23 protein-coding genes and 1 pseudogene are annotated in these 23878 nt (G+C 71.4%); 13 read left to right on the forward strand and 11 right to left on the reverse strand.

What is annotated here, in order from left to right; all coding sequences use genetic code 11:
* The 4 genes and pseudogenes from BGO91_RS01585 to BGO91_RS01600 all read left to right on the forward strand — a co-directional run.
* Window positions 1–714: DUF4129 domain-containing protein (locus tag BGO91_RS01585; RefSeq protein ID WP_290471118.1), on the forward strand; the 714-nt coding region annotated here is incomplete at its 5' end.
* Window positions 715–779: 65 nt separating this feature from the next.
* A complete protein-coding gene (locus tag BGO91_RS01590) occupies window positions 780–1286 on the forward strand; it encodes a hypothetical protein (RefSeq protein WP_290471119.1) in 507 nt (168 codons plus the stop codon).
* Window positions 1287–1611: 325 nt separating this feature from the next.
* Window positions 1612–2503: pseudogene (locus BGO91_RS01595) on the forward strand (IS5 family transposase).
* A 63-nt stretch (window positions 2504–2566) separates the two neighbouring features.
* Window positions 2567–2986 carry an SMI1/KNR4 family protein gene (locus tag BGO91_RS01600; protein WP_290471120.1) on the forward strand — a complete coding sequence of 140 codons (420 nt, stop codon included), beginning with the start codon at window positions 2567–2569 and terminating at the stop codon, window positions 2984–2986.
* A gap of 64 nt (window positions 2987–3050) precedes the next feature.
* Here BGO91_RS01600 and ald read toward each other — a convergent pair whose 3' ends face one another.
* The 3 genes from ald to gabT all read right to left on the reverse strand — a co-directional run bounded on the left by ald (window position 3051) and on the right by gabT (window position 6754).
* Window positions 3051–4166 carry an alanine dehydrogenase gene (gene ald / locus BGO91_RS01605; protein WP_290471121.1) on the reverse strand — a complete coding sequence of 372 codons (1116 nt, stop codon included), beginning with the start codon at window positions 4164–4166 and terminating at the stop codon, window positions 3051–3053.
* 228 nt (window positions 4167–4394) lie between these two features.
* On the reverse strand, window positions 4395–5390 hold the full coding sequence (locus tag BGO91_RS01610; RefSeq protein WP_290471122.1) for an asparaginase: 996 nt from the start codon (window positions 5388–5390) through the stop codon (window positions 4395–4397).
* An 8-nt stretch (window positions 5391–5398) separates the two neighbouring features.
* The gene (gabT, locus tag BGO91_RS01615; RefSeq protein WP_290471123.1) at window positions 5399–6754 is read right to left on the reverse strand and encodes a 4-aminobutyrate--2-oxoglutarate transaminase; all 1356 of its coding nucleotides are present in this window, start codon (window positions 6752–6754) and stop codon (window positions 5399–5401) included.
* Between the two features lie 37 nt (window positions 6755–6791).
* On the opposite strand from gabT, the gene BGO91_RS01620 reads away from it, so the two are divergent.
* Window positions 6792–7265 carry an OsmC family protein gene (locus BGO91_RS01620; RefSeq protein WP_290471124.1) on the forward strand — a complete coding sequence of 158 codons (474 nt, stop codon included), beginning with the start codon at window positions 6792–6794 and terminating at the stop codon, window positions 7263–7265.
* A 10-nt stretch (window positions 7266–7275) separates the two neighbouring features.
* Here BGO91_RS01620 and BGO91_RS01625 read toward each other — a convergent pair whose 3' ends face one another.
* From BGO91_RS01625 to BGO91_RS01635, 3 genes are all read right to left on the reverse strand, one after another.
* Window positions 7276–8034: a 1-acyl-sn-glycerol-3-phosphate acyltransferase gene (locus BGO91_RS01625; RefSeq protein ID WP_290471125.1), complete on the reverse strand. Its 759-nt coding sequence runs from the start codon at window positions 8032–8034 to the stop codon at window positions 7276–7278.
* 65 nt (window positions 8035–8099) lie between these two features.
* Window positions 8100–8804: an ABC transporter ATP-binding protein gene (locus tag BGO91_RS01630; RefSeq protein ID WP_290471126.1), complete on the reverse strand. Its 705-nt coding sequence runs from the start codon at window positions 8802–8804 to the stop codon at window positions 8100–8102.
* Window positions 8801–9871, reverse strand: a complete 1071-nt coding sequence (locus BGO91_RS01635) for an ABC transporter permease (RefSeq protein ID WP_290471127.1) — start codon at window positions 9869–9871, stop codon at window positions 8801–8803. Before BGO91_RS01635 ends, BGO91_RS01630 begins: the two co-directional genes overlap by 4 nt.
* 169 nt (window positions 9872–10040) lie before the next feature.
* Here BGO91_RS01635 and BGO91_RS01640 point away from each other — a divergent pair, with 169 nt between their 5' ends.
* Both BGO91_RS01640 and BGO91_RS01645 read left to right on the forward strand, forming a co-directional pair.
* Window positions 10041–11228, forward strand: a complete 1188-nt coding sequence (locus BGO91_RS01640; protein ID WP_290471128.1) for a sensor histidine kinase — start codon at window positions 10041–10043, stop codon at window positions 11226–11228.
* A complete protein-coding gene (locus BGO91_RS01645) occupies window positions 11225–11851 on the forward strand; it encodes a response regulator transcription factor (RefSeq protein WP_290471129.1) in 627 nt (208 codons plus the stop codon). The genes BGO91_RS01640 and BGO91_RS01645 overlap by 4 nt, the downstream gene beginning before the upstream one ends.
* Window positions 11852–11858: 7 nt before the next feature.
* Here BGO91_RS01645 and BGO91_RS01650 read toward each other — a convergent pair whose 3' ends face one another.
* The gene (locus tag BGO91_RS01650; protein WP_290471130.1) at window positions 11859–12716 is read right to left on the reverse strand and encodes a hypothetical protein; all 858 of its coding nucleotides are present in this window, start codon (window positions 12714–12716) and stop codon (window positions 11859–11861) included.
* Window positions 12717–12726: 10 nt separating this feature from the next.
* Entirely contained in the window at window positions 12727–14073 is a 1347-nt protein-coding gene (locus tag BGO91_RS01655; RefSeq protein ID WP_290471131.1) for an aminotransferase class III-fold pyridoxal phosphate-dependent enzyme, read from the reverse strand.
* A 93-nt stretch (window positions 14074–14166) separates the two neighbouring features.
* On the opposite strand from BGO91_RS01655, the gene BGO91_RS01660 reads away from it, so the two are divergent.
* Genes BGO91_RS01660 through BGO91_RS01675 form a run of 4 tightly spaced genes read left to right on the forward strand, consistent with a single transcriptional unit; the run spans window position 14167 to window position 18336 of the window.
* Window positions 14167–15135: an FKBP-type peptidyl-prolyl cis-trans isomerase gene (locus BGO91_RS01660; protein WP_290471132.1), complete on the forward strand. Its 969-nt coding sequence runs from the start codon at window positions 14167–14169 to the stop codon at window positions 15133–15135.
* A complete protein-coding gene (locus tag BGO91_RS01665; protein WP_290471133.1) occupies window positions 15135–16226 on the forward strand; it encodes a 1-deoxy-D-xylulose-5-phosphate reductoisomerase in 1092 nt (363 codons plus the stop codon). The genes BGO91_RS01660 and BGO91_RS01665 overlap by 1 nt, the downstream gene beginning before the upstream one ends.
* Window positions 16227–16272: 46 nt before the next feature.
* Entirely contained in the window at window positions 16273–16947 is a 675-nt protein-coding gene (locus tag BGO91_RS01670) for a hypothetical protein (protein WP_290471134.1), read from the forward strand.
* Window positions 16948–17004: 57 nt separating this feature from the next.
* Complete coding sequence (locus BGO91_RS01675) at window positions 17005–18336, forward strand: RIP metalloprotease (RefSeq protein ID WP_290471135.1); 1332 nt, start codon at window positions 17005–17007, stop codon at window positions 18334–18336.
* On the opposite strand, the gene BGO91_RS01680 is transcribed toward BGO91_RS01675, so the two are convergent.
* Together BGO91_RS01680 and BGO91_RS01685 are read right to left on the reverse strand one after the other, a co-directional pair.
* A complete protein-coding gene (locus BGO91_RS01680; RefSeq protein WP_290471136.1) occupies window positions 18333–18863 on the reverse strand; it encodes an adenylyl-sulfate kinase in 531 nt (176 codons plus the stop codon). The two genes, BGO91_RS01675 and BGO91_RS01680, sit on opposite strands and share 4 nt — an antisense overlap.
* 32 nt (window positions 18864–18895) lie before the next feature.
* Window positions 18896–19426: an NUDIX domain-containing protein gene (locus tag BGO91_RS01685; RefSeq protein ID WP_290471137.1), complete on the reverse strand. Its 531-nt coding sequence runs from the start codon at window positions 19424–19426 to the stop codon at window positions 18896–18898.
* A gap of 145 nt (window positions 19427–19571) precedes the next feature.
* Here BGO91_RS01685 and ispG point away from each other — a divergent pair, with 145 nt between their 5' ends.
* Complete coding sequence (ispG, locus tag BGO91_RS01690) at window positions 19572–20711, forward strand: flavodoxin-dependent (E)-4-hydroxy-3-methylbut-2-enyl-diphosphate synthase (RefSeq protein WP_223360946.1); 1140 nt, start codon at window positions 19572–19574, stop codon at window positions 20709–20711.
* Between the two features lie 24 nt (window positions 20712–20735).
* On the opposite strand, the gene BGO91_RS01695 is transcribed toward ispG, so the two are convergent.
* Entirely contained in the window at window positions 20736–22187 is a 1452-nt protein-coding gene (locus tag BGO91_RS01695) for an RNB domain-containing ribonuclease (RefSeq protein ID WP_290471138.1), read from the reverse strand.
* Window positions 22188–22231: 44 nt separating this feature from the next.
* Here BGO91_RS01695 and BGO91_RS01700 point away from each other — a divergent pair.
* On the forward strand, window positions 22232–23878 hold a 1647-nt coding region (locus BGO91_RS01700), incomplete at its 3' end, for a proline--tRNA ligase (RefSeq protein WP_290471139.1).

The following is a 23878-nucleotide window of genomic DNA, read 5'->3' on the forward strand; positions in this document are numbered from 1 at the left end:
TCCAGCGCGACGGTCACGCTCACGGGTGCCGACATCTCCGCCTGGATCGAGGTGCAGACGACGGACGGCTGGGTGACGGTGGACCCGACCCCGCCGGTGCGGCCGGTCCCGCCCAAGCAGCCGGAGCAGCCGACCGAGATCTCCCGGCCCCAGACCAACGTGCAGCCGCCCGTCGACGAGAACCCGCAGCAGAACGACGAACCTCCGCAGGCGCAGGTCGACACCACCGACCAGCAGCCGCCGAACCCGCTCGTGGAGACGCTGCTGGCGATCCTCGTGGTCGTCGGCTGGACCCTCCTGATCCTGGCCGTCCTCGCGGCGCCCTTCCTTGCCGTCCTCGCCGCGAAGTGGCGGCGCCGGGCGCTGCGGAGGTCCGCCTCCACCGCGTCGGAGCGGATCGTCGGCGGCTGGCGCGAGTTCGCCGACGCCGCGGTCGATCACGGCTACGACCCGCCGCCCGCAGCGACGCGGGTCGAGTTCGCGCAGACCATCGGCGGCACCCGCGCCGCCGCGCTCGCGAAGGTCGCCGACCGGGCCGTCTACAGCCCCACGGCGCCCACACCTGAGGAGGCCGACTCGGTCTGGAAGGCCGTCGACGAGCTGCGCGGACAGCTCGATCGGCGCGACACGCGCTGGAAGAGGGTGCTGGCGGCCGTCTCGCTGCGTTCCCTCGGATACCGTGGAGGAAGGCGTGAGAGGAGAGACGGGCGATGAACTGTCGGGTGTGCGGAGCCGAGCTGAGCGAGGGGACGCTGTTCTGCGGCCGGTGCGGGAGCTCCGTGACCGCGACGCGTGTGCGTGAACCCGAGGTGGCCGACCCCCGTCCCTCCGACACCACCATCGTCGAACGGCTCCCGAAGCCGGCGGTCGCTGGTGTCTTCCTCGACGAGGACGGCCTGCCGCCGACCGAGGCCATCGCGGTGCTCCCGATCGAGACGGCGCCGCCCGTCGCCACGACCGTCTCGCCGTACACCCTCAGCTTCTCGACCGGGGAGACCGTGACGGTGTCCGGCTCGGGACTCGTCGGCCGCCGCCCGATCACGCAGCCGGGGGAGCAGGTGGACCAGCTCGTCGTGGTCTCCGACCCCGCCCGGAGCGTCTCCAAGACGCACCTCGAGTTCGGCCTGGAGGGCGACGACCTCTGGATCTGCGACCGCTACTCGGGCAACGGCACCATCGCCCGCCCGCTCGGCGCGACCGCCCGGCAGTGCGAGGCCGGCCGCCGCTACCGCGTCACGCGCGGCACCCGCGTGGAGATCGGCGACCAGTGGTTCGACGTCAGCTGAGCTGACTCCCGGGTCGCACCCAGCCCGGCCCGGCCCGGCCCGTCATACGGTCGGCACCGGAGGACATCCCTCCCCCCGACCCAGCACTCTCCTCCGCTCCCTGCGTTTCCTCTCCGCGGCGCCGAAATCTCCTCGGTTCGCCACGCGCGTCCGCCCGGTTGTCAACGGAGGAGATCCGCCGCGCGACGCCGCGGAACGCAGCGAAGGGAGGGGATCGCGCCGGGACCGGGCGCGAACCCCTCCCTTCGGAGCGGTGCGGCGTGGAGCGGCGGCTAGGCCGTGTTGTTAAAGGTGATCTGGCGGCGAGCGGGTGAGGCTTGGGGTCGTGACGCGTGATGTGATCTCAGATGAGGTGTGGGCGCTGATCGGTCCGCTGTTCCCCGGCGCGAAGCCGACGGGTCGGCCGCCAGTAGATCGTCGCGCGGTGGTCGAGGCGACGGCGTGGCGGTTTCGGACCGGTGCGCCGTGGCGAGATCTGCCAGCGCGGTTCGGCAATTGGAACACGATCTACAAGAACTTCAACCGGTGGTCCGAGGAAGGGGTGTGGGCGACCGTGCTCGGGAAGGTGCAGTCCTTCGCCCACCAGACGGGCGAGATTGACTGGGTCGCCTGGCTCGATTCAACGATCGTCCGGGTCCATCAGCATGGCGCGACTCTGCCGCGGGCCACAGGGGGCACTGTCGAACTACAAGAAGTTCGGGCCGGAGCCGTCTGATCACGCGATCGGCCGTTCCCGTGGCGGGTTGACCACGAAGACCCATCTCGTTTGCGACGGCAAGGGCCGCGCTCTCGCATTCGTCCTAACACCGGGACAGGCCGCGGACACAAGCCTGCTGCCTGCCACGCTCGAGCAGATACGTGTGCATGGCGCAGCCGGGCGACCGCGGACCCGTCCGGATCGCGTGCTCGCCGACAAGGGATACCCGTCGAGAGCAAACCGAGCATGGCTGCGTCGGCACGGGATCGCTGCGACGATTCCCGAGAGGGACGACCAGATCGCACACCGGCGCAATCGACCTGGTCGGCCCATCGACTTCGGCGAAGTCCAGCGGATTCGATACCGGGGACGGAACGTTGTGGAGCGGTGCTTCAACAAGCTCAAGCAGTGGCGCGGGATCGCGATGCGCTCTGACAAGACTGCCCGGAACTATCACGCCGGCCTCTGTCTCGCCGCCACACTCCAATGGCCGCCGAGCCAACTTGGCGCCACGACATAGGGGTACATCGCCCCTGTCACTTCGGTGACCGCGTGAAACGAGTCGTGCACCATCATTGATGACATGCTCGTGGAGGAAATTCAGCATTGGGGCGAGGCCGCATTCGGTCCGCCAGCATCCGCAGACGCTATCCAAGCGTGCGAAGCCAGATTGGGGGAGGGACTGCCCGACCATCTCCGGCAACTGCTGGCTGAGACGAACGGCATCGAAGTAGAGTACGGGCTGGGCCTGCTTTGGAGTACACAGCGCATCGCGGACGACAATGTCCACTTCCGGAACGATGATAGTTTTCGGAAGCTCTACATGCCCTTCTCTGGGCTTGTCTTCTTCGCTGACGCGGGCAACGGTGACCAATTCGCGGTTTCTCTCAGCGGGACTCACGACGTGTACGTCTGGAACCACGAGGATGACAGTCGGAAATGGGTGGCGCCGACCGTCATGCGCTACCTCGAGAACTGGATGACCGGGACACTAACGATCTGAAGTGCCAAATGATGTGAACTGCGCCAAGAGCAGCTGGGCCGCTGCGATCGATTAGCAACACGTCCTAGACGAGCGCCTCGGCGATCTCGGCGGCCTGCAGGCCGTGGGCCTCGGCGACGCCCGCGTTGACGACCTGACCGCTGTGCACGTTGAGACCGAGCCCGAGGGAGGCGTCGGCGCGCAGTGCCGCCTGCCACCCGCGGTTCGCGATCGCGCGCGCGTAGGGCAGCGTCGCGTTGGTGAGCGCGTAGGTGGAGGTGTGGGGCACCGCGCCCGGCATGTTCGCCACGCAGTAGAACAGCGACTGGTGCACGGTGAACGTCGGGTCGGCGTGGGTCGTGGGGTGCGAGTCGGCGAAGCAGCCGCCCTGGTCCACGGCGATGTCGACGAGCACGCTGCCCGGCTTCATCCGCGAGACGAGGTCGTTGCTGACGAGCTTCGGCGCCTTGGCACCCGGCACGAGCACGGAGCCGATGACGAGGTCGGAGGCGACGACCGCCTTCTCGATCTCGAAGCTGTTGGAGGCGATGGTCTTGATCCGCCCCGCGTAGAGCGCGTCCAGCTCCCGCAGGCGGGCGATGTTCGTGTCGAGCACCGTGACCTCGGCGCCCAGGCCGACGGCGACCGAGGTGGCGTTGGTGCCGGCGACACCGCCGCCGAGCACGGTGACGACAGCGGGGTGCGTCCCGGGGACGCCCGGGACGAGCAGGCCGGGGCCGCCGTTGGGCTTGAGCATGGTGTTCGCACCGACGATCGGGGCGAGCCGGCCGGCCACCTCGCTCATCGGGGCGAGGAGCGGCAGGGAGCGGTTCGGCAGCTGCACCGTCTCGTACGCGATCGCGGTCACGCCCGAGGCGATCAGTGCGCGCGTCAGCGCTTCGTCGGCGGCCAGGTGCAGGTAGGTGAAGAGCACCAGACCGTCGCGGAAGTAGCCGTACTCGCTCGCGATCGGCTCCTTGACCTTGAGGATCAGGTCGCCGGCGGCCCAGGTCGCCGCGGCGTCCGGGACGATCGTCGCGCCGGCGCTCGCGTAGAGCTCGTCGGGGATGGAGGAGCCGACGCCCGCGCCCGCCTCGACGTAGACCTCGTGCCCGGCGCCGACCAGGTCGTGCACACCGGCCGGGGTGATCGCCACCCGGAACTCGTTGTTCTTGATCTCGCGGGGGATCGCGACCTTCATGGGATTCCTCTCACATCGACGTGGTGATTCACTCTCACCCTAGCCGCCTCGACGGAGGATTTCGATAGTCAATTCGATCAGTCCGTGCTGATTCCGCATTCTGACACGACACGCGACGTGGATATCGTCAGAGCGACGGCGGCGTATGGCGGCCCCGGGCCGCGGTGCGCACAGCAGAACGGGCCCGGCAGCGACGCTACCGGACCCGTTGGGACTGCGGAGGGACGCTCAGACGTACGCGGCGCGGATCTCGCCCACCGGCTCGCCCCGGCCGAGCACCGCGAGATCGAGTCGGGGGAGCAGGGCGTCGACGGCGGCGCGGTCGACCGCACCGGCGTCGGCGAGCAGCGACAGACCGACCACGGTCGCGGCGCGGAGGCTGCCGTCGAGCATCTTCAGCGTCACCGTGGTGCCGTCCGGAGCGGCCATGACCATGACGCCCTCGGCGCCGCCCTTGGCGAAGACGCCGAGCTCGTCGATCACCACGGTGTTCGCACGCCCGGGGCCGTCGATCGCCCAGCCGTCGGCGAGTACCGCGTTCTTGAGCAGCGCCGCATTGCGGTAGAGCGCGAACGGCGAGCCGTCGGACGCCGTGGCGATGCGCTGGATGCCGCGGGCCAGCGCCACGAGCGACATCGCGTGCACGGGGGCGCCGCAGCCGTCGACGCCGGTCGCGACGACCTTCTCGCCGGTGAGGCGCTCGACGGTGTCGCGGATGTGGTGCTGCAGCGGGTGCTGCGGGTCGAGGTAGCTCTCGAGCGGCCAGCCGTTGACCCGGCAGGCGACAAGCATGGCCGCGTGCTTGCCGGAGCAGTTCATGAAGAGCGGCTGCTTCTGCTCGCCGGCGCGGATCGCGTCGTCCCGCGCCGCGGAGTCGAGCGGCCAGTCCGGCGGGCAGAGGAGCGCGTCGGTGCTGAGCTGCGCCTGGGCCAGGATGGTGCGCACGACCGACAGGTGCGCCGGCGTGCCCGCGTGGCTGGCGGTGGCGAGCACGGCACGCGCACCCTCCAGCGCCACCCCGGCCCCGAGGATCGCGACGGCCTGGAACGGCTTCATCGTCGATCGCGGGAAGACGGGCTTCTCCGGTGCGCCCAGCGACCGCGCGATCGCGCCGTCCGGGCCGAGCACGACGGCCGAGCCGACGTGCCGCGACTCCACGAAGCCGCTGCGCTCGACGACCGCGAGCTCCACGGCCTCGGCGCCCGAGAAGACGGCGGGGCTCACGGCCGGGCTCACAGGGCGGCGAACGCGTCGTCGATCACGGAGATCGCGTCGGCGATGAGCTCGTCGGAGACGGCGAGGCTCGGGAGGAAGCGGAGCACGTTGCCGTAGGTGCCGGCGTTGAGCAGGAGCACGCCCTGCTGCGCCGCGTAGGCGACGATCTTCGAGACGGCGTCGGCGTTCGGGAGCTTGGTGGTCTGCGCGGTCCCGGGTTGCACGAGCTCGATCGCGATCATCGCGCCGATGCCGCGCACCTCGCCGATGATGTCGTACTTCTCCTGCAGGCCGCGCAGGCCCGCGGTCAGCGAGGCCTCGATGCGGCGGCCCTCGGCGAGGAGGTCGTTCTTCTCGATCTCGTCGAACACGGCGATCGCAGCGGCCGCGGCGACCGGGTTGCCGCCGAAGGTGCCGCCGAGCCCGCCCGGCTGGGCCGAGTCCATGATCTCGGCGCGACCGGTGACCGCGGCGAGGGGGAGGCCGCCGGCGATGCCCTTGGCGCTGAGGACCAGATCCGGCACGAGGCCGAAGTGCTCGCTCGCGAAGTAGGCGCCGGTGCGGGCCATGCCGCTCTGGATCTCGTCCGCGATGAAGACGACGCCGTTGGCCGTGCACCACTCCTGGAGCGCGGTGAGGAAGCCCTCGGCCGGGACCATGAAGCCGCCCTCGCCCTGGATGGGCTCGGCGACGAGGCAGGCCAGGTCGGATGCGCCCACGACCTTCTCGAGGTAGGCGATGGTGCGGGCCGCGGCCTCGGCGCCGGAGAGCCCGTCGTGGTACGGGTACGAGTTGGGCGCGTGGTAGACGTCGCCGGCGAACGGGCCGAAGCCGGTCGCGTAGGGCGCCGCCTTGTAGTTCATGGCCATCGTGAGGTTGGTGCGGCCGTGGTACGCGTGGTCGAGCACGGCGACGGCGCGGCGGCCGGTGTGCTTGCGGGCGATCTTCACGCCGTTCTCGACGGCCTCGGCGCCCGAGTTCACGAGCACGGTCTTCTTGGCGTGGTCGCCAGGGGTGTGCTCGGCGAGCAGCTCGGCGACGCGCACGTACTCCTCGTACGGGGTGATGGTGAAGAGCGTGTGGATGACGTCCTGCAGTTGCTCGGCGGCGGCGGCGACGACCGCGGCCTCGGTGTGGCCGACCGTCGTGACGCCGATGCCGGCGCCGAAGTCGACGAACTGGTTGCCGTCGACGTCGACCAGGATGGCGCCGTTGGCGCGGGCGATGTACACGGGGAGCGCGGAGGAGACACCCGACGGGACGACGGCGAGGCGGCGCTGGTGGAGCGCCAGGGAGGCCGGGCCGGGGACGGCGGTGACGATGCGGCGTTCCTGCGGAACGGTGTAGACGGGCGCGTTCAGGGTGTCAGTCATGATGGATCGATTCTAACCGTGGTGTCAGAATCGGACCATGAGACTCGAGCACCAGTACGCGATCGACCTGCAGTGGACCGGCAATCGCGGCACCGGGACCAGCGGCTACAAGGACTACGGGCGCGATCACGTCGTCAGCGCCGAGGGCAAGCACCCGCTGGAGGGCTCGGCGGACCGGGCGTTCTTCGGCGACCGGGACCGCTGGAACCCGGAGGAACTGCTGCTCGCGGCGCTCTCGCAGTGCCACATGCTCAGCTACCTCGCCGAGGCCGCCCGCGCGGGCGTGGTGGTCGTCGGCTACGCGGATGCGGCGACCGGCACGATGGAGCAGACGGCGAACGGCGGCGGACACTTCACCGAGGCGGTCCTGCGGCCGCGGGTGACGGTCGCCGATCCGGCGCAGCGCGAGCTGGCCGCCGCCCTGCACGGCCCCGCGTCCGAGAAGTGCTTCATCGCGGCGAGTGTGAACTTCCCCGTGCGGCACGAGCCAGAACTGCTCACACTCGCCTGACGCCGAGAGGCTAGAGCCGCTCCGGGTGCAGCACCCGCTTGACCCGCTCGACCGGGTTCGCGGGCGGCGCCTCGTTGTAGGCGCCCGCGAGCTCCTGCCCGGTGAGGGCGTGGATGGCGGCCATGATCTCGTCGGTCGCCTGACGACGCGCGCGACCCGACTCCGGAGGCCCGTAGTGGGCCAGGTCGAGCGGCTCCCCGAACGCGACCGTCACCCGGCGGACGCGCGGGAACTTCGCTCCGACCGGCTGCATCTCGTCCGTGCCGATCAGTCCGACGGGGACGACCTTCGCGCCGGTGGTGAGCGCCAGCCAGCCGACACCGGTCCGGCCCTTGTAGAGGCGGCCGTCGAGCGAGCGGGTGCCCTCGGGGTAGAGCGCGAACGCGGCCCCGGTGTCGATGATCCGGCGGGACTGCTCGAGCGCCTCCTGAGCGGCCTGACCGGCGCCGCGGCGCACGCCCACGGCGCCGATCGCGGTGAAGAAGGAGCGGGAGATGCGACCCTTCAGGCCGGTCCCCTCGAAGTAGTGCGACTTCGCCAGGAACTGGACGCGCCGCGGAGACATCAGCGGGATCAGGATCGAGTCGATGAACGACTGATGATTGCTGGCGAGGATCACCTTGCCGTGCCGGGGGACGTTCTTGCGGCCGACGACGCGCGGCCGGTAGACGATCTTGGCGATGGGCGCCATGATCCAGCGCCCCAGATAGTAGGTGAAGCCGGGCCGCTGCACCGGGGCCTGCCCGTCGTCGGGTTCGTGGATCGTCACCTTTCGAGGGTAGTCCGACGCATATTCCACTCCGCGCATGCGCGGCGACGGGCAGGCGGGGGAGCTCAGACCGCGGTCGTCGCGAGAGGCTGGGCGGCCTCCAGCTTCCCGTCCACGAGCCGGACCACCCGGTGCATGCGCGGCAGATGGACGACGTCGTGCGTGACGAGGAGGGTCGCGGCATCGCGCTCGGTGCTGAGACGGAGGATGAGGTCGATGATCTCCGCCCCGCGCTCCTGGTCCAGCGCGCTCGTCGGCTCGTCGACCAGCAGAGCGGACGGATCGTTCATCAGCGCCCGGGCGATGTTCACGCGCTGGCGCTGCCCGCCCGAGAGCTGGTGGGGGCGCTTGTCGCGGTGGTCGGCGAGACCGACGGCGTCGAGCAGCTCGTCCGCGCGCCGGGTCGCCGCAGCGCGCGCCCCGGCATGCCGGCGTCCGCCCAGCTCGCCCATCACCCGGAGCTGCTCGCTCGCGGTGAGGGAGGGCAGCAGGTTCGACTGCTGGAACACGATCCCGATGCTGGTCCGGCGCAGGTCGGCGGCCTCCGCCGCGTCGAGGCCGGTCGCCTCCACGTCGCCGATGGTCACGCGGCCGGAGTCGGGGCGGATGAGCGTCGCGGCGACGGCGAGGAGGCTGGACTTCCCCGAGCCGCTGGGCCCCGTCACCGCGGTGACGGTCCCGGGCCGGGCGGTGAGGCTGACGTGGTCGACGGCGGTGACGCGGGTGGCGCCGTCGGGGAAGGTGAGGGTGACGTCGTCGAGCTGGATCATCGGTTGCTCCCGAGTGCGGTGAGGGGGTCGGCGGAGGTGACGGAACGGAGCGCGAACGCGGCCCCGGCGAGACCGAGGGCGATGAGGATCGCGCCTGGGAGGAGGGTGGTGAGCGGACTGAGCAGGAACGGCAGCGCGCTCCCGGCCAGGGCGCCGAGCCCGGCGACCACGGCGAGTCCGACGCCGATCCCGAGCACCAGGACGATCAGCGCCTGGCCCAGCGCGTCCCGGACGAGGGCCGGAGTGCTCGCGCCGAGCGCTTTCAGCACCGCGACATCGCCCTTGCGCTGCATCGTCCAGACCGTGAAGAACGCGCCGACGACCAGCCCGGAGATGCCGAAGAGCAGGGCGATCATCAGCAGCAGCGAACCGATCTCGGAGCGGAACGAGCTCAGGGCCGTGAGCGATCCGATCGTGGTCTCGGACACGGTCCGGTTGGCGGAGTCGGCCGCCGCCCAATCGGGGCTGCCGGTCACGGCGAGCACGGTGGCGTAGGCGTCGGGGTTGCCCGTGCTCGCGGAGTAGTGCTGCCAGTCCGCCAGGGTCATGCGGATGACCGGCGTGTGGCTGTACCAGCCGTCTCCCGCGACGGACGCCACGGAGTACGTCCGGCCGCCGATGGTGACGTCGTCGCCCGCGGCGGCGTCGAGCGCGGAGGCGGCCCCGGTCGACAGTGAGACCGAGCCGTCGGCGAGCGTCCCGCCGTCGCCCGCGTCGGCGGGCATCCCGAACAGCGCGACGGCCGTGCGGGTGCTCCCGGTCTCGGCGCGGGACTGGGTGATGCCGACGGGGTCGACGGCGTCGACTCCGGCCGTCCGGGACCATGCGGCGGACTGGTCGGCGGTGACGGCGGAGTCGGCGAAGGAGGCGCCTGAGTCGCCGGACTGCGGAGCGGAGAAGACGAGCCGGTCGCCGGGGAGGCTGAGGACGGCGGAGACGTTCTGCGTCGCCAGCCCGCCGGTGAGCCCGCTGAGGAAGCCGACGAGCACGGTGATGAGCGCGACGACGGATCCGATGAGCAGGAACCGGCCGCGGGCGAAACGCAGGTCGCGGAGCGCGACGAACATGGGAGGCCTTTCGAACGAGGGAGGGCGGATGGGATGGTGCTTCCAGCCTCGCCGCGCGCCCCGATCCGGGCATCGGCCGCGGGCACAGGCCTGCGCGACCGAGAGGTCGAGCCGCCGCTCCACCTTTCGGACGATGCCGTGGCCCGCGGCTCCCGCGTAGAGTCCAGACATGGCCCATACCGCGCTCACCCCGGTCTTCGTGGGCCTGCGCACGGGTCTGCACGTGCTGTTCGTCGTGCTCGCCGGCCTGGTCATCGTGCGCGCCGTCGTGGTGCCGTCGTCCGCGAGCATCGCGATCGTCGCGGTCGCCGTGGTGCTGATCGCGACGTACTTCCTGGGGGCGTCTCTGGCGCGCGGGTCCGGATCGCGCGGCCGCGCGGCGGGTCTGCTCTGGCTCGCCGTGCTCACGGTCGAGTGGGCGGCGCTGCTGTGGCTGAGCACCGAGGCGGCCTACCTCGTGTTCCCGCTGTTCTTCCTCTACCTCCATCTGCTCGGCGGGCGGTGGGGCGCGGTCGCCATCCTGCTGTCCACGGCGGCGGCGATCGTCGCCCTCGGCCTGCACGGCGGCTGGTCCGTCGGGGGTGTGGTCGGCCCACTGGTCGGTGCGGGCGTCGCGCTGCTCATCGGGCTGGGATATCAGGCGCTGGCGAGGGAGGCCGCGGAGCGGGAGGCGCTGATGCGCGAGCTGCTCGACACGCGCGACCAGCTCGCCGTCACCGAGCACGAGTCCGGAGTGCTCGCCGAGCGCGCCCGGCTCGCCCGCGAGATCCACGACACGCTGGCGCAGGGCCTCTCCAGCATCCAGCTCCTGCTGCACGCCGCCGAGCGTGCCGACCCCGACGGCCCGGGCGTCGAGCACATCCGGCTCGCCCGCGAGACCGCGGCGACCGGCCTCGCCGACGCCCGCCGCTTCATCCGCGAGCTCGCACCGCCCGACCTCGACGACCAGGGTCTCGGGGGAGCCCTGCGCCGGCTCGCCCGCACGCAGTGGGCCGCGCAAGGGCTGCAGGTGGAGGTACGGGTGGCGGACGCCGTCCCGTTGCCGATGCACGTGCAGACCGCGCTCCTGCGCATCGCCCAGGGCGCCATCGCGAACGTCGTGCAGCACGCCAACGCCGCGAGCGCCGTGATCGAGCTGGTCGCGGGCGCCGACGGGCTGCGATTCACCGTGTCCGACGACGGCGACGGCTTCGACCTGCGGACGCACTCGGAGGAGGGCGGAGCGACGTCGGACTCCTTCGGGCTGCAGGCCGCGCGCGAACGGGTGCAGCAGCTGGGCGGCACTCTCGTGGTGGATTCGGCGCCCGGCCGGGGGACGACGCTGACCGTCCTCCTCGCGACCGCGGAGGCCCCGTGATCCGTCTGGTGATCGCCGACGACCATCCCATCGTCCGGGCGGGCCTGGTCGCCCTGTTCTCGTCGGAGGACGATCTGTCGGTGGTCGCCGAGGCGGCGACACCGGAGGAGGCCGTCGCGGCCGCCGAGCGCGAGAACCCCGATGTGGTGCTGATGGACCTGCAGTTCGGCGCGGGGGAGAAGGGCGGAGGGGCGGAGGCGACCCGCCGCATCCGTGCGCTCGACGCCGCACCGTACGTGCTGGTGCTCACGAACTACGACTCGGACGCGGATATCCTCGGTGCGGTGGAGGCCGGAGCCAGCGGCTACCTGCTGAAGGACGCGCCGCCGCACGAGCTGACCGCGGCGGTCCGCGCGGCCGCGGCGGGGGAGAGCGCGCTCGCGCCGGTGATCGCCTCGCGTCTGCTCGACCGCCTGCGCGCACCCCGGGTGAGCCTGAGCGCGCGCGAGATCGAGGTGCTCGGGCTCGTCGCGGCCGGACGCACGAACACCGAGGTCGCGGCGGCGCTCTTCGTCAGCGAGACGACGGTGAAGTCGCACCTCGCGCATATCTTCACCAAGCTCGGTGTCACCTCCCGGACCGCGGCGGTCGCCGCGGCGAGGGAGCGCGGGATCCTGCGCTGAGACCCGTTCAGCCTTGCAGGCCGGGGGTCGGCGCGCAGCCGAATCCGCTGGCGTAGTTCAGGCAGGGCAGCACGAACGTCGGGTAGCGCACGCCGCGTGGATCGCCGAACCACGAGGTGTACAGGCGCGAGAAGTTGAGGTTGCCGTAGGTCGAGCAGTCGCCGGCCGGGCCCGTCGGCGCGGCCAGCGTCTCGTCGTTCGGCTGGTACGGCGTGTAGTTGTAGAGGTTCGCGGTCGCCTGATTCACGATCGTCACCCTGCTGGAGCCGCACGAGGCATCCGGATGGAACTGGATGTCGTTCTTCCCGACGCCGTAGCGCCAGTCGCCGGGGTGCACCGTGTACTCGCGGAACTGCCACGCGGCCCGGTAGACCTGGTTGACGAAGCCGAAGTAGCGCTTGTCGCACTCGGCCGTGTCCGGGCAGGCGTAGCCGGTCGCCTTCAGATAGCCGGAGGCGCTCGGCGCGGTCAGCAGCGACTGCTCCTTCTGCAGCAGCACCAGGAGCACGCGCGGGCTGATCGTGCACGCTTCGGCGACGCGGGCGATGATGCTGCTCGCGCGCTCGCCCTTCTTCGCGGGCAGAGCGGCGCAGCGCCCCGCCGACGCCGGGATGCGCGGCACGTCCGCCCGGAAGTCGGCGAGGCACGGCGACCCGTCCGTCGGCTTGCAGGTCCGGCTCTGGAGGAACGACTGGATCTCGCTCGCCGTCATCGCGTCCGGGTTGAAGAAGCTGTCGTCGCTGATGATGTCACCGGGGTCGAACGCAGCGCGCTCGGCGCCGAGGACGCCCGTCGCCGGCACCAGCGCGAGCGCGAGGGCGGCGACGGCGGCGGCCGCGATCGACCGCCAGCGCCTGATCAGCACGGCGTGGCCCTCAGCCGAGCTTCGCCAGCGCCTCTTCGATGACGCTCGCCGCGTCGTCGATCAGCTCCTCGCTGATGACGACGGACGGCAGGAGGCGTAGCACGCTGTCCCAGCTGCCGGCGTCGAGCGGGATGACGCCGTTGGCGGTCGCGTGCGCGAGCACGGCCTTCAGCGCCTCCGGGTTCGGCTTCGTCGTGCCGGGGACGACGAGTTCGATGCCGAACATCGCGCCCTTGCCGCGCACCTCGCCGACCACCGGGAAGCGCTCGGCCCAATCGCCGATGCGCGCCCAGAGCGCCGCCTCGACGCGGCGGGCCTCGGCGAGCAGGTCCTCCTTCTCGAAGGCCTCGAACACGGCCAGGGCCGCGGCCGTGGAGACCGGGTTGCCGCCGAACGTGCCGCCGATGCCGCCGGGCTGGACCGCGTCCATGATGTCCGCACGGCCGGTGACCGCCGCGAGCGGGAACCCGCCGGCGATGCCCTTCGCGCTCGTGACGAGGTCCGGGACGACCCCGTGGTGCTCGATCGAGTACCACGTGCCCGTCCGGCCGATGCCGGCCTGGATCTCGTCGGCCACGAAGACGATGCCGTTCTCGGTGCAGAACTCGGAGAGGCGCTGGAAGTAGCCCGGCGCCGGGATGATGATGCCGCCGTCGCCCTGGATCGGCTCGACGAACAGCGCGGCGAGCTCGGTCGCACCGATGTGGGTGCGGATGTAGTCGATCGTCCGCTCGGCGGCCTCCTCGCCGGTCATCCCCTCCGGGTCGCGGAACGGGTAGCTGATCGGGAGGCTGTAGATCTCACCGGGGAACGGCCCCATGCCCGCGCGCTCCGGCCAGGGGCGGTACGTCATCGCCATGGTCAGGTTGGTGCGGCCGTGGAACGCGTGGTCGAGCGTCGCGATGGCGCGGCGGCCGGTGAACTTGCGCGCGATCTTGACCGCGTTCTCCACGGCCTCGGCGCCCGAGTTGACCAGGATGCTGCGCTTCTCGAAGTCGCCGGGAGTGATCTCGGCCAGCTTCTCGGCCACGCGCACGTAGTTCTCGTACGGGGTGACCGTGAAGAGCGTGTGGGTCAGCTTGGCGGCCTGCGCGGCCGCCGCGGCGGCGACCTCCGGGTGGGCGTGGCCGATGGTCGTCACGCCGATGCCGCAGCCCAGGTCGATCAGGCGGTTGCCGTCCACGTCGACGAGGATGGCGCCGGAGCCGGACTCCATGTAGATGTTCGCGAGCGTGCCCGCCCCGCGGCTCACCACCGCCTCACGTCGGCGCTGCAGCTCCTGCGAGCGCGGGCCCGGGAGGGCCGTGGCGACGTGGCGGGACTGGGGAACCGAGAATTCGCGCGTCATGCCTTCCATCGTAGGCGGCGACCGGCGGGGATCCGTGCGCCGGGGCCGGGTCTGGCCGGACTGTCAGCGGAGGCAGAGGCGGATACGGCAGACTGTTCCCTCGTGCGCAGATCTCTCTCCCTCCTCACCGCCGCCCTCGTCGTCGCCGGGCTGGCCGCCTGCAGCTCCTCGTCTCCGGCGCCGTCCGCCACGAGCACGGCGGCCGCGGCCACCTGTCAGAACCTGAAGGCGGGCGACGTCTCGAAGTCGGTGAAGGTGGAAGGCGACTTCGACCAGACGCCGACCGTCACCTTCACCACCCCGCTCAAGGTGAAGGACTCGGAGCGATCCGTCCTGATCAAGGGCAAGGGGGAGGTCGTCAAGGCCGGCGAGACCGTCGCGGTCGGGCTCGCCGCCTATAACGGGACCACCGGCAAGGAGGTCGCGCCGGCGGAAGGCTTCGGAACGAGCGACCCGGTCACCATCACCCTCGACGACACCAAGTTCCTCCCCGGCTTCGTCCGCGCCGTGGAGTGCCTGCCGCTCGGTTCGCGCGCCGTCGTGACGACCACGGCGGAAGGCGCGTTCGGCAGCTCGTACTCGCAGCTGGGAGTCAAGGAGACGGACCCGATCGTCCTCGTGGCGGACAGCGTGAAGATCCCGGCGACCAAGGCGGACGGCAAGGCCGTCACCCCGCCGGCCGGTTTCCCGACCGTGAAGCTGGCGAAGTCGGGCGAGCCCACGATCACCATCCCGAAGACCGATCCGCCGACGGAGACCCAGGTCGCCCTGCTCAAGCAGGGCACCGGTGAGACCGTCCTCCCCGGCGACACCGTCACGGTCCAGTACACCGGTGTGCTCTGGCGCACGGGCAAGGTCTTCGATTCGAGCTGGAGCGCAGGCGCTCCCGTCTCGTTCCAGACGACCGGCGTCGTGAAGGGCTTCCAGAAGGCCCTCGAGGGTCAGACCGTCGGCTCCCAGGTGATCGCGATCGTCCCGCCCGCCGACGGCTACGGCTCCGCGGGCAAGGGCGACATCAAGGCGACCGACACGATGGTCTTCGTGGTCGACATCCTGGGAACCACCCGCTGATGACCGGGCGACCGCGACGCGTCGTGCTCCTGGGCTCGACCGGATCCATCGGCACTCAGGCGCTCGACGTCATCGCGGCCAACCCTGGCCTCTTCACGGTCGTCGGCCTGACCGCCGGCCGCGACGCGGACGGGCTCGCGGCGCAGGCGGAGCGCTTCGGCGTGCGCGACACGGCGCTCGGCGCCGACGACTCCGAGCGGCTCGTGCGATCGGTCGACGCCGACGTCGTGCTCAACGGCATCACCGGATCGGTCGGCCTCGGCCCGACGCTCGCGGCCCTGGAGACCGGTGCGAGCCTCGCGCTGGCCAACAAGGAGTCGCTGATCGTCGGCGGCGAGCTCGTGAAGCGTGCGGCCGCCCCCGGACAGATCGTGCCGGTCGACTCCGAGCACTCCGCCATCGCGCAGGCCCTCCGCTCCGGCACGCCGCGCGAGGTCCGCCGGCTCGTCCTGACGGCATCGGGCGGCCCGTTCCGCGGGCGCACCAAGGACTCCCTGCGGGACGTCACCCCGGCAGAGGCCCTCGCGCACCCCACCTGGGACATGGGCCTCGTCGTCACCACGAACTCCTCGACCCTCGTCAACAAGGGCCTCGAGGTCATCGAGGCGCACCTCTTGTTCGACGTGCCGTACGACCGGATCGACGTGACGGTGCACCCGCAGTCGGTCATCCACTCGATGGTGGAGTTCGTCGACGGCTCGACGATCGCTCAGGCGTCGCCGCCGGACATGCGCCTGCCGATCTCGCTCGGGCTGGGCTGGCCGGATCGCGTGGCGGGCGTCGGCGTGCCGCTCGACTGGACCGCCACCCACACCTGGACATTCGAACCGCTCGACGGCGAGGCGTTCCCGGCGGTGGCCCTCGCGAAGCGCGTCGGAACCGCGGGGTCGACGTATCCTGCCGTCTTCAACGCGGCCAACGAGCAGGCGGTCGCCGCCTTCCACGCGGGCGCGATCGGCTACCTCGACATCCTCGACACCGTGGAGCGCGTCGTCGACGCCCACGAGCCCGCCACCGAACTCACCCGCGAATCCCTCGCCGAGGCGGAGCGCTGGGCGAGGGAGGCGGCGGACGCGCTGATCGCGGGTTGATAGTCTCGCCAGAGGGCTCGAACGCAGCCAGGGAATCGGGGGATTCATGAAGAAGTTCGGCGCGCTCATCGGAGCGATCGGCGTCGTGGTCGCCTTGGCGGGCTGCGCCGGGGGAGCCGCTCCGGCCTCGTCGACGCCGCCGGCGTCGGGCACGGGCTCGGCCGCATCGAAGACGATCGCGATCGTGATCGGCGCGGACGCGCTCGGCTTCGTCGACGCGGCGGGCGGAAAACGTGAGGTCGGGTACGCCGACTCCTTCGCGGACGCGCTGAGCGCCGTCGAGCAGGCGGTCGGCCCGCAGACCGGGACGAGCGAGGTGCCGGCGACCAATCACACCGTCGCTGCGACCGCTCACGAGTTCGGGGCGCTCACGATCTCCGAGCAGCACTACTCGGGTGCCGTCGACAACGACGTGCTCGTCGCGCCCGTCTGGCGGGTCTCCACGACGGCCGCGTCCGTCGCAGAGGTGAAGATCGCGACCTCGACGGGGATCGCCGTGGGCTCGGCCGTCGACGACATCCCGGGCCACGCGGACGCCGACCGGCTGGACGTCGTGACGGTGGACGGCTCGTCCTCCGCTTACATCCTGGTCGAGGCCTCGTCCGGCGCGCTTCTGGTCCCCGACGGCGTCGACACCGCCGTCGGCGTGCTCGCGGCAGCAGCGACGTGGCCGGGGCCGATCACCCGGTTGAGTGCTCCGACGCAGTTCGCCGGGGCCTGATCGCGCACATAGCCGGCTAGCGGCTGGCTCCAAGCTGCGCGACAGTACCCTGAGTCCGTGGAATCCGTGCTCCTGTTCATCCTCGGCGTCGTCATCATCCTGATCGGCCTCGCCGTCTCGATCGCGCTCCACGAGATCGGGCACCTGGTCCCCGCCAAGCTCTTCGGCGTCAAGGTGACGCAGTACATGATCGGCTTCGGCAAGACGCTGGTCTCCTTCCGCCGCGGCGAGACGCAGTACGGCATCAAGGCGCTCCCGCTCGGCGGGTACATCTCGATGATCGGGATGTTCCCGCCGGCGAAGGAGGGCGGCGCCGGCCGCAACGCGACCACCGGGTTCATGCAGTCGATGGCGTCGGACGCCCGAGCGGCCAGCGCCGAGACGGTGGCGGTCGGCGAGGAGGAGCGCACCTTCTACAAGCTGGCCGTGTGGAAGCGCGTCATCATCATGTTCGGCGGCCCGTTCATGAACCTCCTCATCGCGGTCGTCCTGTTCGGTGTGCTGCTGATGGGCTTCGGCACGCCCCAGAACTCGACCACGATCGCCTCGGTGAGCCAGTGCGTGCTCCCGGCCTCCAGCACCAGCCAGACGTGTCCCTCCTCCGCGCCGGAGGGCCCGGCCGCCGCTGCAGGGCTGAAGCCCGGCGACACGATCGTCAGCATCGACGGCACCCCGATCACCTCGTGGGCGCAGTCGACGGCGATCATCCGCGACTCGGCCGGCCGCTCCCTCTCGGTGACGCTGCGACGTGACGGCGAGGAGCGCACCGTGACGCTGACGCCGACGACGAACCAGGTGGCGAAGACCGATTCCGACGGTCAGGTCGTCAAGACCTCCGACGGCAAGGTCTCGACGTTCGCGGCCGGTTTCGCGGGGATCGGGGCCGTCCAGGAGCTCGTTCCGCAGCCGGTCACGGCCGTCCTGCCTGCCGTCGGCACCCAGATCGGCGGCGTCTTCAACGTCTTCATCCACCTCCCGCAGCGCATGGTGGACGTCTGGAACGCCGCCTTCGGCTCCGGCCAGCGGGATGCGAACGGCCCGATCGGCGTCGTCGGCATCGGCCGCGCGGCGGGTGAGCTGACGGCGCTCGACGGCGTGCCGGTCGTCGACAAGGCCTACACGATGATCGGCCTGCTCGCCTCCCTGAACATCGCCCTTTTCGTGTTCAACCTCATCCCGCTGCTCCCGCTCGACGGCGGCCACATCGCCGGCGCGCTCTGGGAGGGGGTGCGGCGCAGCTTCGCGAAGCTCTTCCGCCGCCGCGATCCCGGGCCGGTCGACATCGCCAAGCTGATGCCCCTCACGTTCGCCGTCGTGATCGTGTTCGGAGCCATGAGCCTGCTGCTCGCCTACGCGGACATCGTCAAGCCGGTCAACCTCTTCGGCTAAGCGCGGGGAAGCCAGCCCGCGGCCGCGAGGACGTCGCTCGCGACCTCCGTCACCGACCGGTCGTCGGTGGCGATCCGGAACGCGGTGCTCTCGGCGTCGAGACGCACCGCCGCGCGGTTGCTGCGCTCGATGTGCTCCTCCAGCGCCGTCCCGATCTCCCGCTGCGCGAGCCGTTCGGCGGCGCTCGCGTCGGAGGCCGTCAGGAGCACCCCGAACGCGCGCACCTCCGTTCCGAGGGCTGCGGTCAGAGCCGGGAGTTGCAGGACGCTGACGGTGTTCGTGAAGAGCAGACGCGAATCGCCGATCGCCCGGTAGTTCGCCCAGATCGCCGCGAGGTTCCGTTCCGCCAGGTCGATGCCGTCGCGCCACGGCTCGGGGTACGCCTGGTCGAGGTTGTCGCCCTCGATGACGGCGTGCCGGATGCCCGCGCGGGCGAGCAAGTGCGACGCCTCGGCAGCGACGGACGTCTTGCCGACGCCGGACCGGCCGCCGATGAAGATCACCTCCGTGGGGAGCCCGGTGTCCATCCCCCCATCCTGGTGCAGGCGCGCGCCGCCGTTCAGCGCGTCCCTCCGAACGCATCCAGGGCGACGCGGTCCCAGGTCGCGAGGCAGACGTCGCAGGCGTGCTGGGCGAGTTGAACCACATCGAGGTCGGCGAGGCCGGCCACGTCGCCGAGCGGCACCCACACGATCTCCTGGCTCTCCGACGGATCGACCGGATAGGCGGCGTCGCCGTCGGCCAGGAGAGCGTAGGTGAGGTCGAGGTGGAAGTGGTCGTCCGTCCCGACGCGATGCTCGGCGAGCGAGAACGGCATCGGCTGGACCGCGTTGGACTGGATGGTCGACAACCGCGCGGGCGGCTGCAGGAGCGTGAGCTGGTCGAGCCCGTAGCCGGTCTCCTCCCGCAGCTCCCGCACCAGCGCGGTCACCGGCGCCTCGTCGCGCTCCACGTGGCCGCCGGGCGGCAGCATGCGCTGCAGGCGGCGGTGGCGGTGCAGCAGGACCATCGGGTCGCCATCCGCCCGCACGCGGATGAGGATGGCGCTGACCGTCCAGTCGCGACCTCCCGGCTCGGTGTTCAGGTGCATTCCGTCGTCTCCTTCGCGATCGCGTTCAGCCTCTCACGCGCGCGACCGTGCCGGAGGACCCCGGCAGGAGCGGACTCCCTGCCCGCGTCCAGCCGGTTCCCACCGGCCCGCGTAGGATTGCCTGGTGGCAGCAATCAATCTGGGGATGCCCAAGGTCCCCGAGACCCTCGCACCCCGTCGTAAGTCCCGCCAGATCCGTGTCGGCAAAGTCCTCGTCGGAGGCGACGCCCCCGTGAGCGTGCAATCGATGTGCACGACGCCCACGACGAACATCAACGCGACGCTGCAGCAGATCGCGGAGCTGACGGCGTCGGGCTGCGACATCGTCCGCGTCGCCGTGCCGAGCCGCGACGACGCCGAGGCGCTCCCGATCATCGCGAAGAAGAGCCAGATCCCGGTGATCGCCGACATCCACTTCCAGCCCAACTACGTCTACGCGGCGATCGACGCCGGCTGTGCGGCCGTGCGCGTCAACCCGGGCAACATCCGCAAGTTCGACGACCAGGTCGGCAAGATCGCGGCGTACGCGAAGGCCGCCGGCGTCTCGCTCCGCATCGGCGTCAACGCCGGCTCGCTCGAGCCGAGCCTGCTGCAGAAGTACGGCAAGCCCACCGCCGAGGCACTCGTGGAGAGCGCCGTGTGGGAGGCCAGCCTCTTCGAGGAGCACGACTTCCACGACTTCAAGATCTCGGTCAAGCACAACGACCCGATCGTCATGGTGAAGGCCTACCGCCAGCTCGCCGAGCGGGGCGACTGGCCGCTGCACCTCGGTGTGACCGAGGCCGGCCCGGAGTTCCAGGGCACCATCAAGTCCGCGACCGCGTTCGGCATCCTCCTCTCCGAGGGCATCGGCGACACGATCCGCGTCTCGCTCTCCGCGCCGCCGGCGCAGGAGGTCAAGGTCGGCCTGCAGATCCTGCAGTCGCTGAACCTGCGCGAGCGCAAGCTCGAGATCGTCTCCTGCCCGAGCTGCGGCCGGGCCCAGGTCGACGTCTACACGCTCGCGAACGACGTCACGAGCGGACTCGAGGGCATGAGCGTCCCGCTGCGCGTGGCCGTCATGGGCTGCGTCGTCAACGGCCCCGGAGAGGCCCGCGAGGCTGACCTGGGTGTGGCGAGCGGCAACGGCAAGGGCCAGATCTTCGTCAAGGGCGAGGTCATCAAGACCGTGCCGGAGGCCGAGATCGTGCAGACGCTGATCGCCGAGGCCAACCGCATCGCCGCCGAGATGGGCGAAGAGGGCGGCCCGTCGGGCGAGCCCGTCGTCACGGTCGGCGCCCACTAGGCCGCGCGACACCCGCGCGGGCGGTCAGCGCCCGACGCCGCTCGCTCCGTCCACCGCGTCGAAGCGGACCGTCCCGCTCGGGATGTCCGCCGCCACGAGGTGGAGGCGCAGCCGGTCGCCGGGGCGGACGCCGTCGGGCCGGGGGAGCGACGCCGTGACCACGGGATCCGCCAGCTGCACGGTCACGGTGCCGTTGCGCACGGCGAGCACGGTCGCGTCGAACACCGCGCCGATCCGTGAGGCCAGGAGCGCGGCCTCCACCCGGTCGAGTGCGCCTGCGTCGAGCTTGGCCGCGAGCCGGGACGAGGCGCCCATGATCGACGGCAGCGAGCCGAGGGACTCGCGCGCCCAGTCGGGCACCGGCCGGCCGGCGCAGAGGGCCTCGCACGCGACGAGCACCCAGCGGTCGACCAGGCGGCGCAAGGGCGCCGTGGTGTGCGCGTACGGCGCGGCGATCGCGGACTGGGCCGGATCCGCCGGCGCCTCGCCGTCCATCGCGACGTAGCCGGCGCCCCGGAAGAGCCCGGCGGCCGCCTGCAGCACGGCCGCCGCGCGCTGCTCCGTGTGATCGAGGGTGCGCAGATACTCGCCGTAGTCGACGCCGTGCGACCAGGGCAGCCCCAGCGCGACGGTCTGGGCGCGGAAGGCCTCCACCGCCTCCTCGCTCGGCGCGGGCATGGTGCGCAGGATGCCGACCTTCGCGTCGAGCATGAGGCGGGCCGCCGCCATCCCGGTCAGCAGGGAGAGCTGGGCGTTCCACTCCTCGACCGGGAGCGTCGCGCGCCGTTCGATCGCGTAGGCGCCGTCGCGGAAGACGATCTCCTCGTCGGGGCGGTTCAGGCTCGCGCCGCCGCGGGCCCGCTCCTGCGCGATGCGGGCCGGTCCGACCTCTGCAAGGAGGGCGAGCGGTTCGGGCGCGGACCCATCGTCGAGCGCCTCCTGCGCCTCCGCGTAGGACCACTGGCGCCGGGAGCGGATGCGCGCCCGCGCGACCGACGTCGACACCTCGAGGCCGTCGCCGTCGAGGACGATCTCCCAGACATAGGCGCTCCGCAGCGCATCCGGGAGCAAGGAGCCGGCCTCCTCGCCGATCGACGCCGGGTGGAGCGGCACGCGGCCGTCCGGGGCGTACAAGGTCTGCCCGCGACGGCGCGCCTCGTCGTCCACGGCGCCGCTCGGCCGCACCAGGGCGGGAACGTCGGCGATCGCGTAGCGCACCCGGTACCCGACTCCGCTGCGCTCGATGTGGAGGGCCTGGTCCAGGTCGGTCGAGCCGGGCGGATCGATGGTGAGGAACGGGATGCCGGTCAGATCGGCATCGGGGAGCACCTGAGCGGCGGCGGCACGGCGCGCCTCCTCCTCGACCGGGGGAGCGAACCCGTCGGGGAGTTCCAGCGATGCGCGGAGGTCGGCGAGGGAGCGGGCCAGCTCGGTCTGCGCCGCGGACGGGGCGATGGAGGTCCGGCGGTCGGGCATGCCGCCACACTATGCCACCCCTCCGCGCCCTCTAACATGGAACGGTGCCTACACGCCTGACGAACTATTTCCTCCGCACGCTCCGTGAAGACCCCTCCGACGCCGAGGTCACCAGCCACCGGCTGCTGGTCCGCGCCGGCTACATCCGGCGCCAGGCGCCGGGGATCTTCGCCTGGCTGCCGCTCGGTCTGCGGGTGAAGGCCCGCATCGAGACGATCATCCGCGAGGAGATGGCCGCCGCCGGCGCGCACGAGGTCCACTTCCCGGCCCTGCTGCCGCGGGAGCCGTACGAGGTGACCAACCGGTGGGAGGAGTACGGCGACGGGCTCTTCCGCCTGCAGGACCGCAAGGGCGCCGACTACCTCCTCGCGCCGACGCACGAGGAGGTCTTCACCCTGCTGGTGAAGGACCTCTACTCGTCCTACAAGGACCTCCCGCTCACGATCTTCCAGATCCAGGACAAGTACCGCGACGAGGCGCGCCCGCGGGCCGGCCTCCTGCGCGGCCGCGAGTTCACGATGAAGGACGCCTACTCGTTCGACGCCAGCGACGCCGGGCTCGAGACCAGCTACCTCGCGCAGCGCGACGCGTACGAGCGCATCTTCCAGCGCCTCGGCCTCTCTTACGTCATCGTCCAGGCGGACGCGGGCGCGATGGGAGGCTCGCGCAGCGAGGAGTTCCTGCACCCGACCGTGGTCGGCGAGGACACCTTCGTGCGCTCCGAGGGCGGGTACGCCGCCAACGTCGAGGCCTTCACGACCGTCGCGCCCCCCACGCGCGGCTACGAGAAGCTCACCCCGGCCGAGGTGCTGGACACGCCGAACACGCCGACCATCCAGACCCTCGTCGACGTCGCGAACGAGAAGCACCCGCGCCCGGACGGCCGCGCCTGGACGGCCGCGGACACGCTCAAGAACGTCGTGCTCGCCTTGACGCACCTCGACGGCAGCCGCGAGCTGGTCGTCGTCGGCCTGCCCGGCGACCGCGAGGTCGACACCAAGCGCGCCGAGGTCGCCTTCGCACCCGCCGAGATCGAGCCCGCCACCGAGGCCGACTTCGCGAAGCACCCCGGCCTGGTCAAGGGCTACATCGGCCCCTGGTCGCCGGAAGGCGCCGTGCTCGGCGAGGAGGCGGCCACCGGCATCCGGTACGTCGTCGACCCGCGCGTCGTGGACGGCTCGGGCTGGATCACCGGCGCCAACGTCGATGGCAAGCACGTCTTCGGCCTCGTCGCCGGCCGCGACTTCGCCTGGGACGGCGTCGTCGAGGTCGCCGAGGTCAAGGCGGGCGACCCCGCCCCGGACGGCTCCGGCCCCGTCGAGCTCGCGCGCGGCATGGAGATCGGCCACGTCTTCCAGCTCGGCCGCAAGTACGCCGAGGCGCTGGGCCTGAAGGTGCTGGACGAGAACGGCAAGCTCGTCACGGTGACGATGGGCTCCTACGGCATCGGCGTGACCCGCATCCTGGCGATCATCGCGGAGGAGAACAACGACGACAAGGGCCTGATCTGGCCCGAGTCGGTCGCCCCGTTCGACGTGCACGTGGTGGCCGCCGGCCGCGACCAGGCCGCGTTCGACGTCGCCGAGCAGGCCGCGGCCGAGCTCGAGGGCGCCGGTCTCGAGGTGCTCCTCGACGACCGCCCGAAGGTCTCGCCCGGCGTCAAGTTCGGCGATGCCGAGCTGATCGGCGTC

Source organism: Leifsonia sp. 71-9, from assembly GCF_001898805.1.
Classification (GTDB): Bacteria; Actinomycetota; Actinomycetes; order Actinomycetales; family Microbacteriaceae; genus Leifsonia.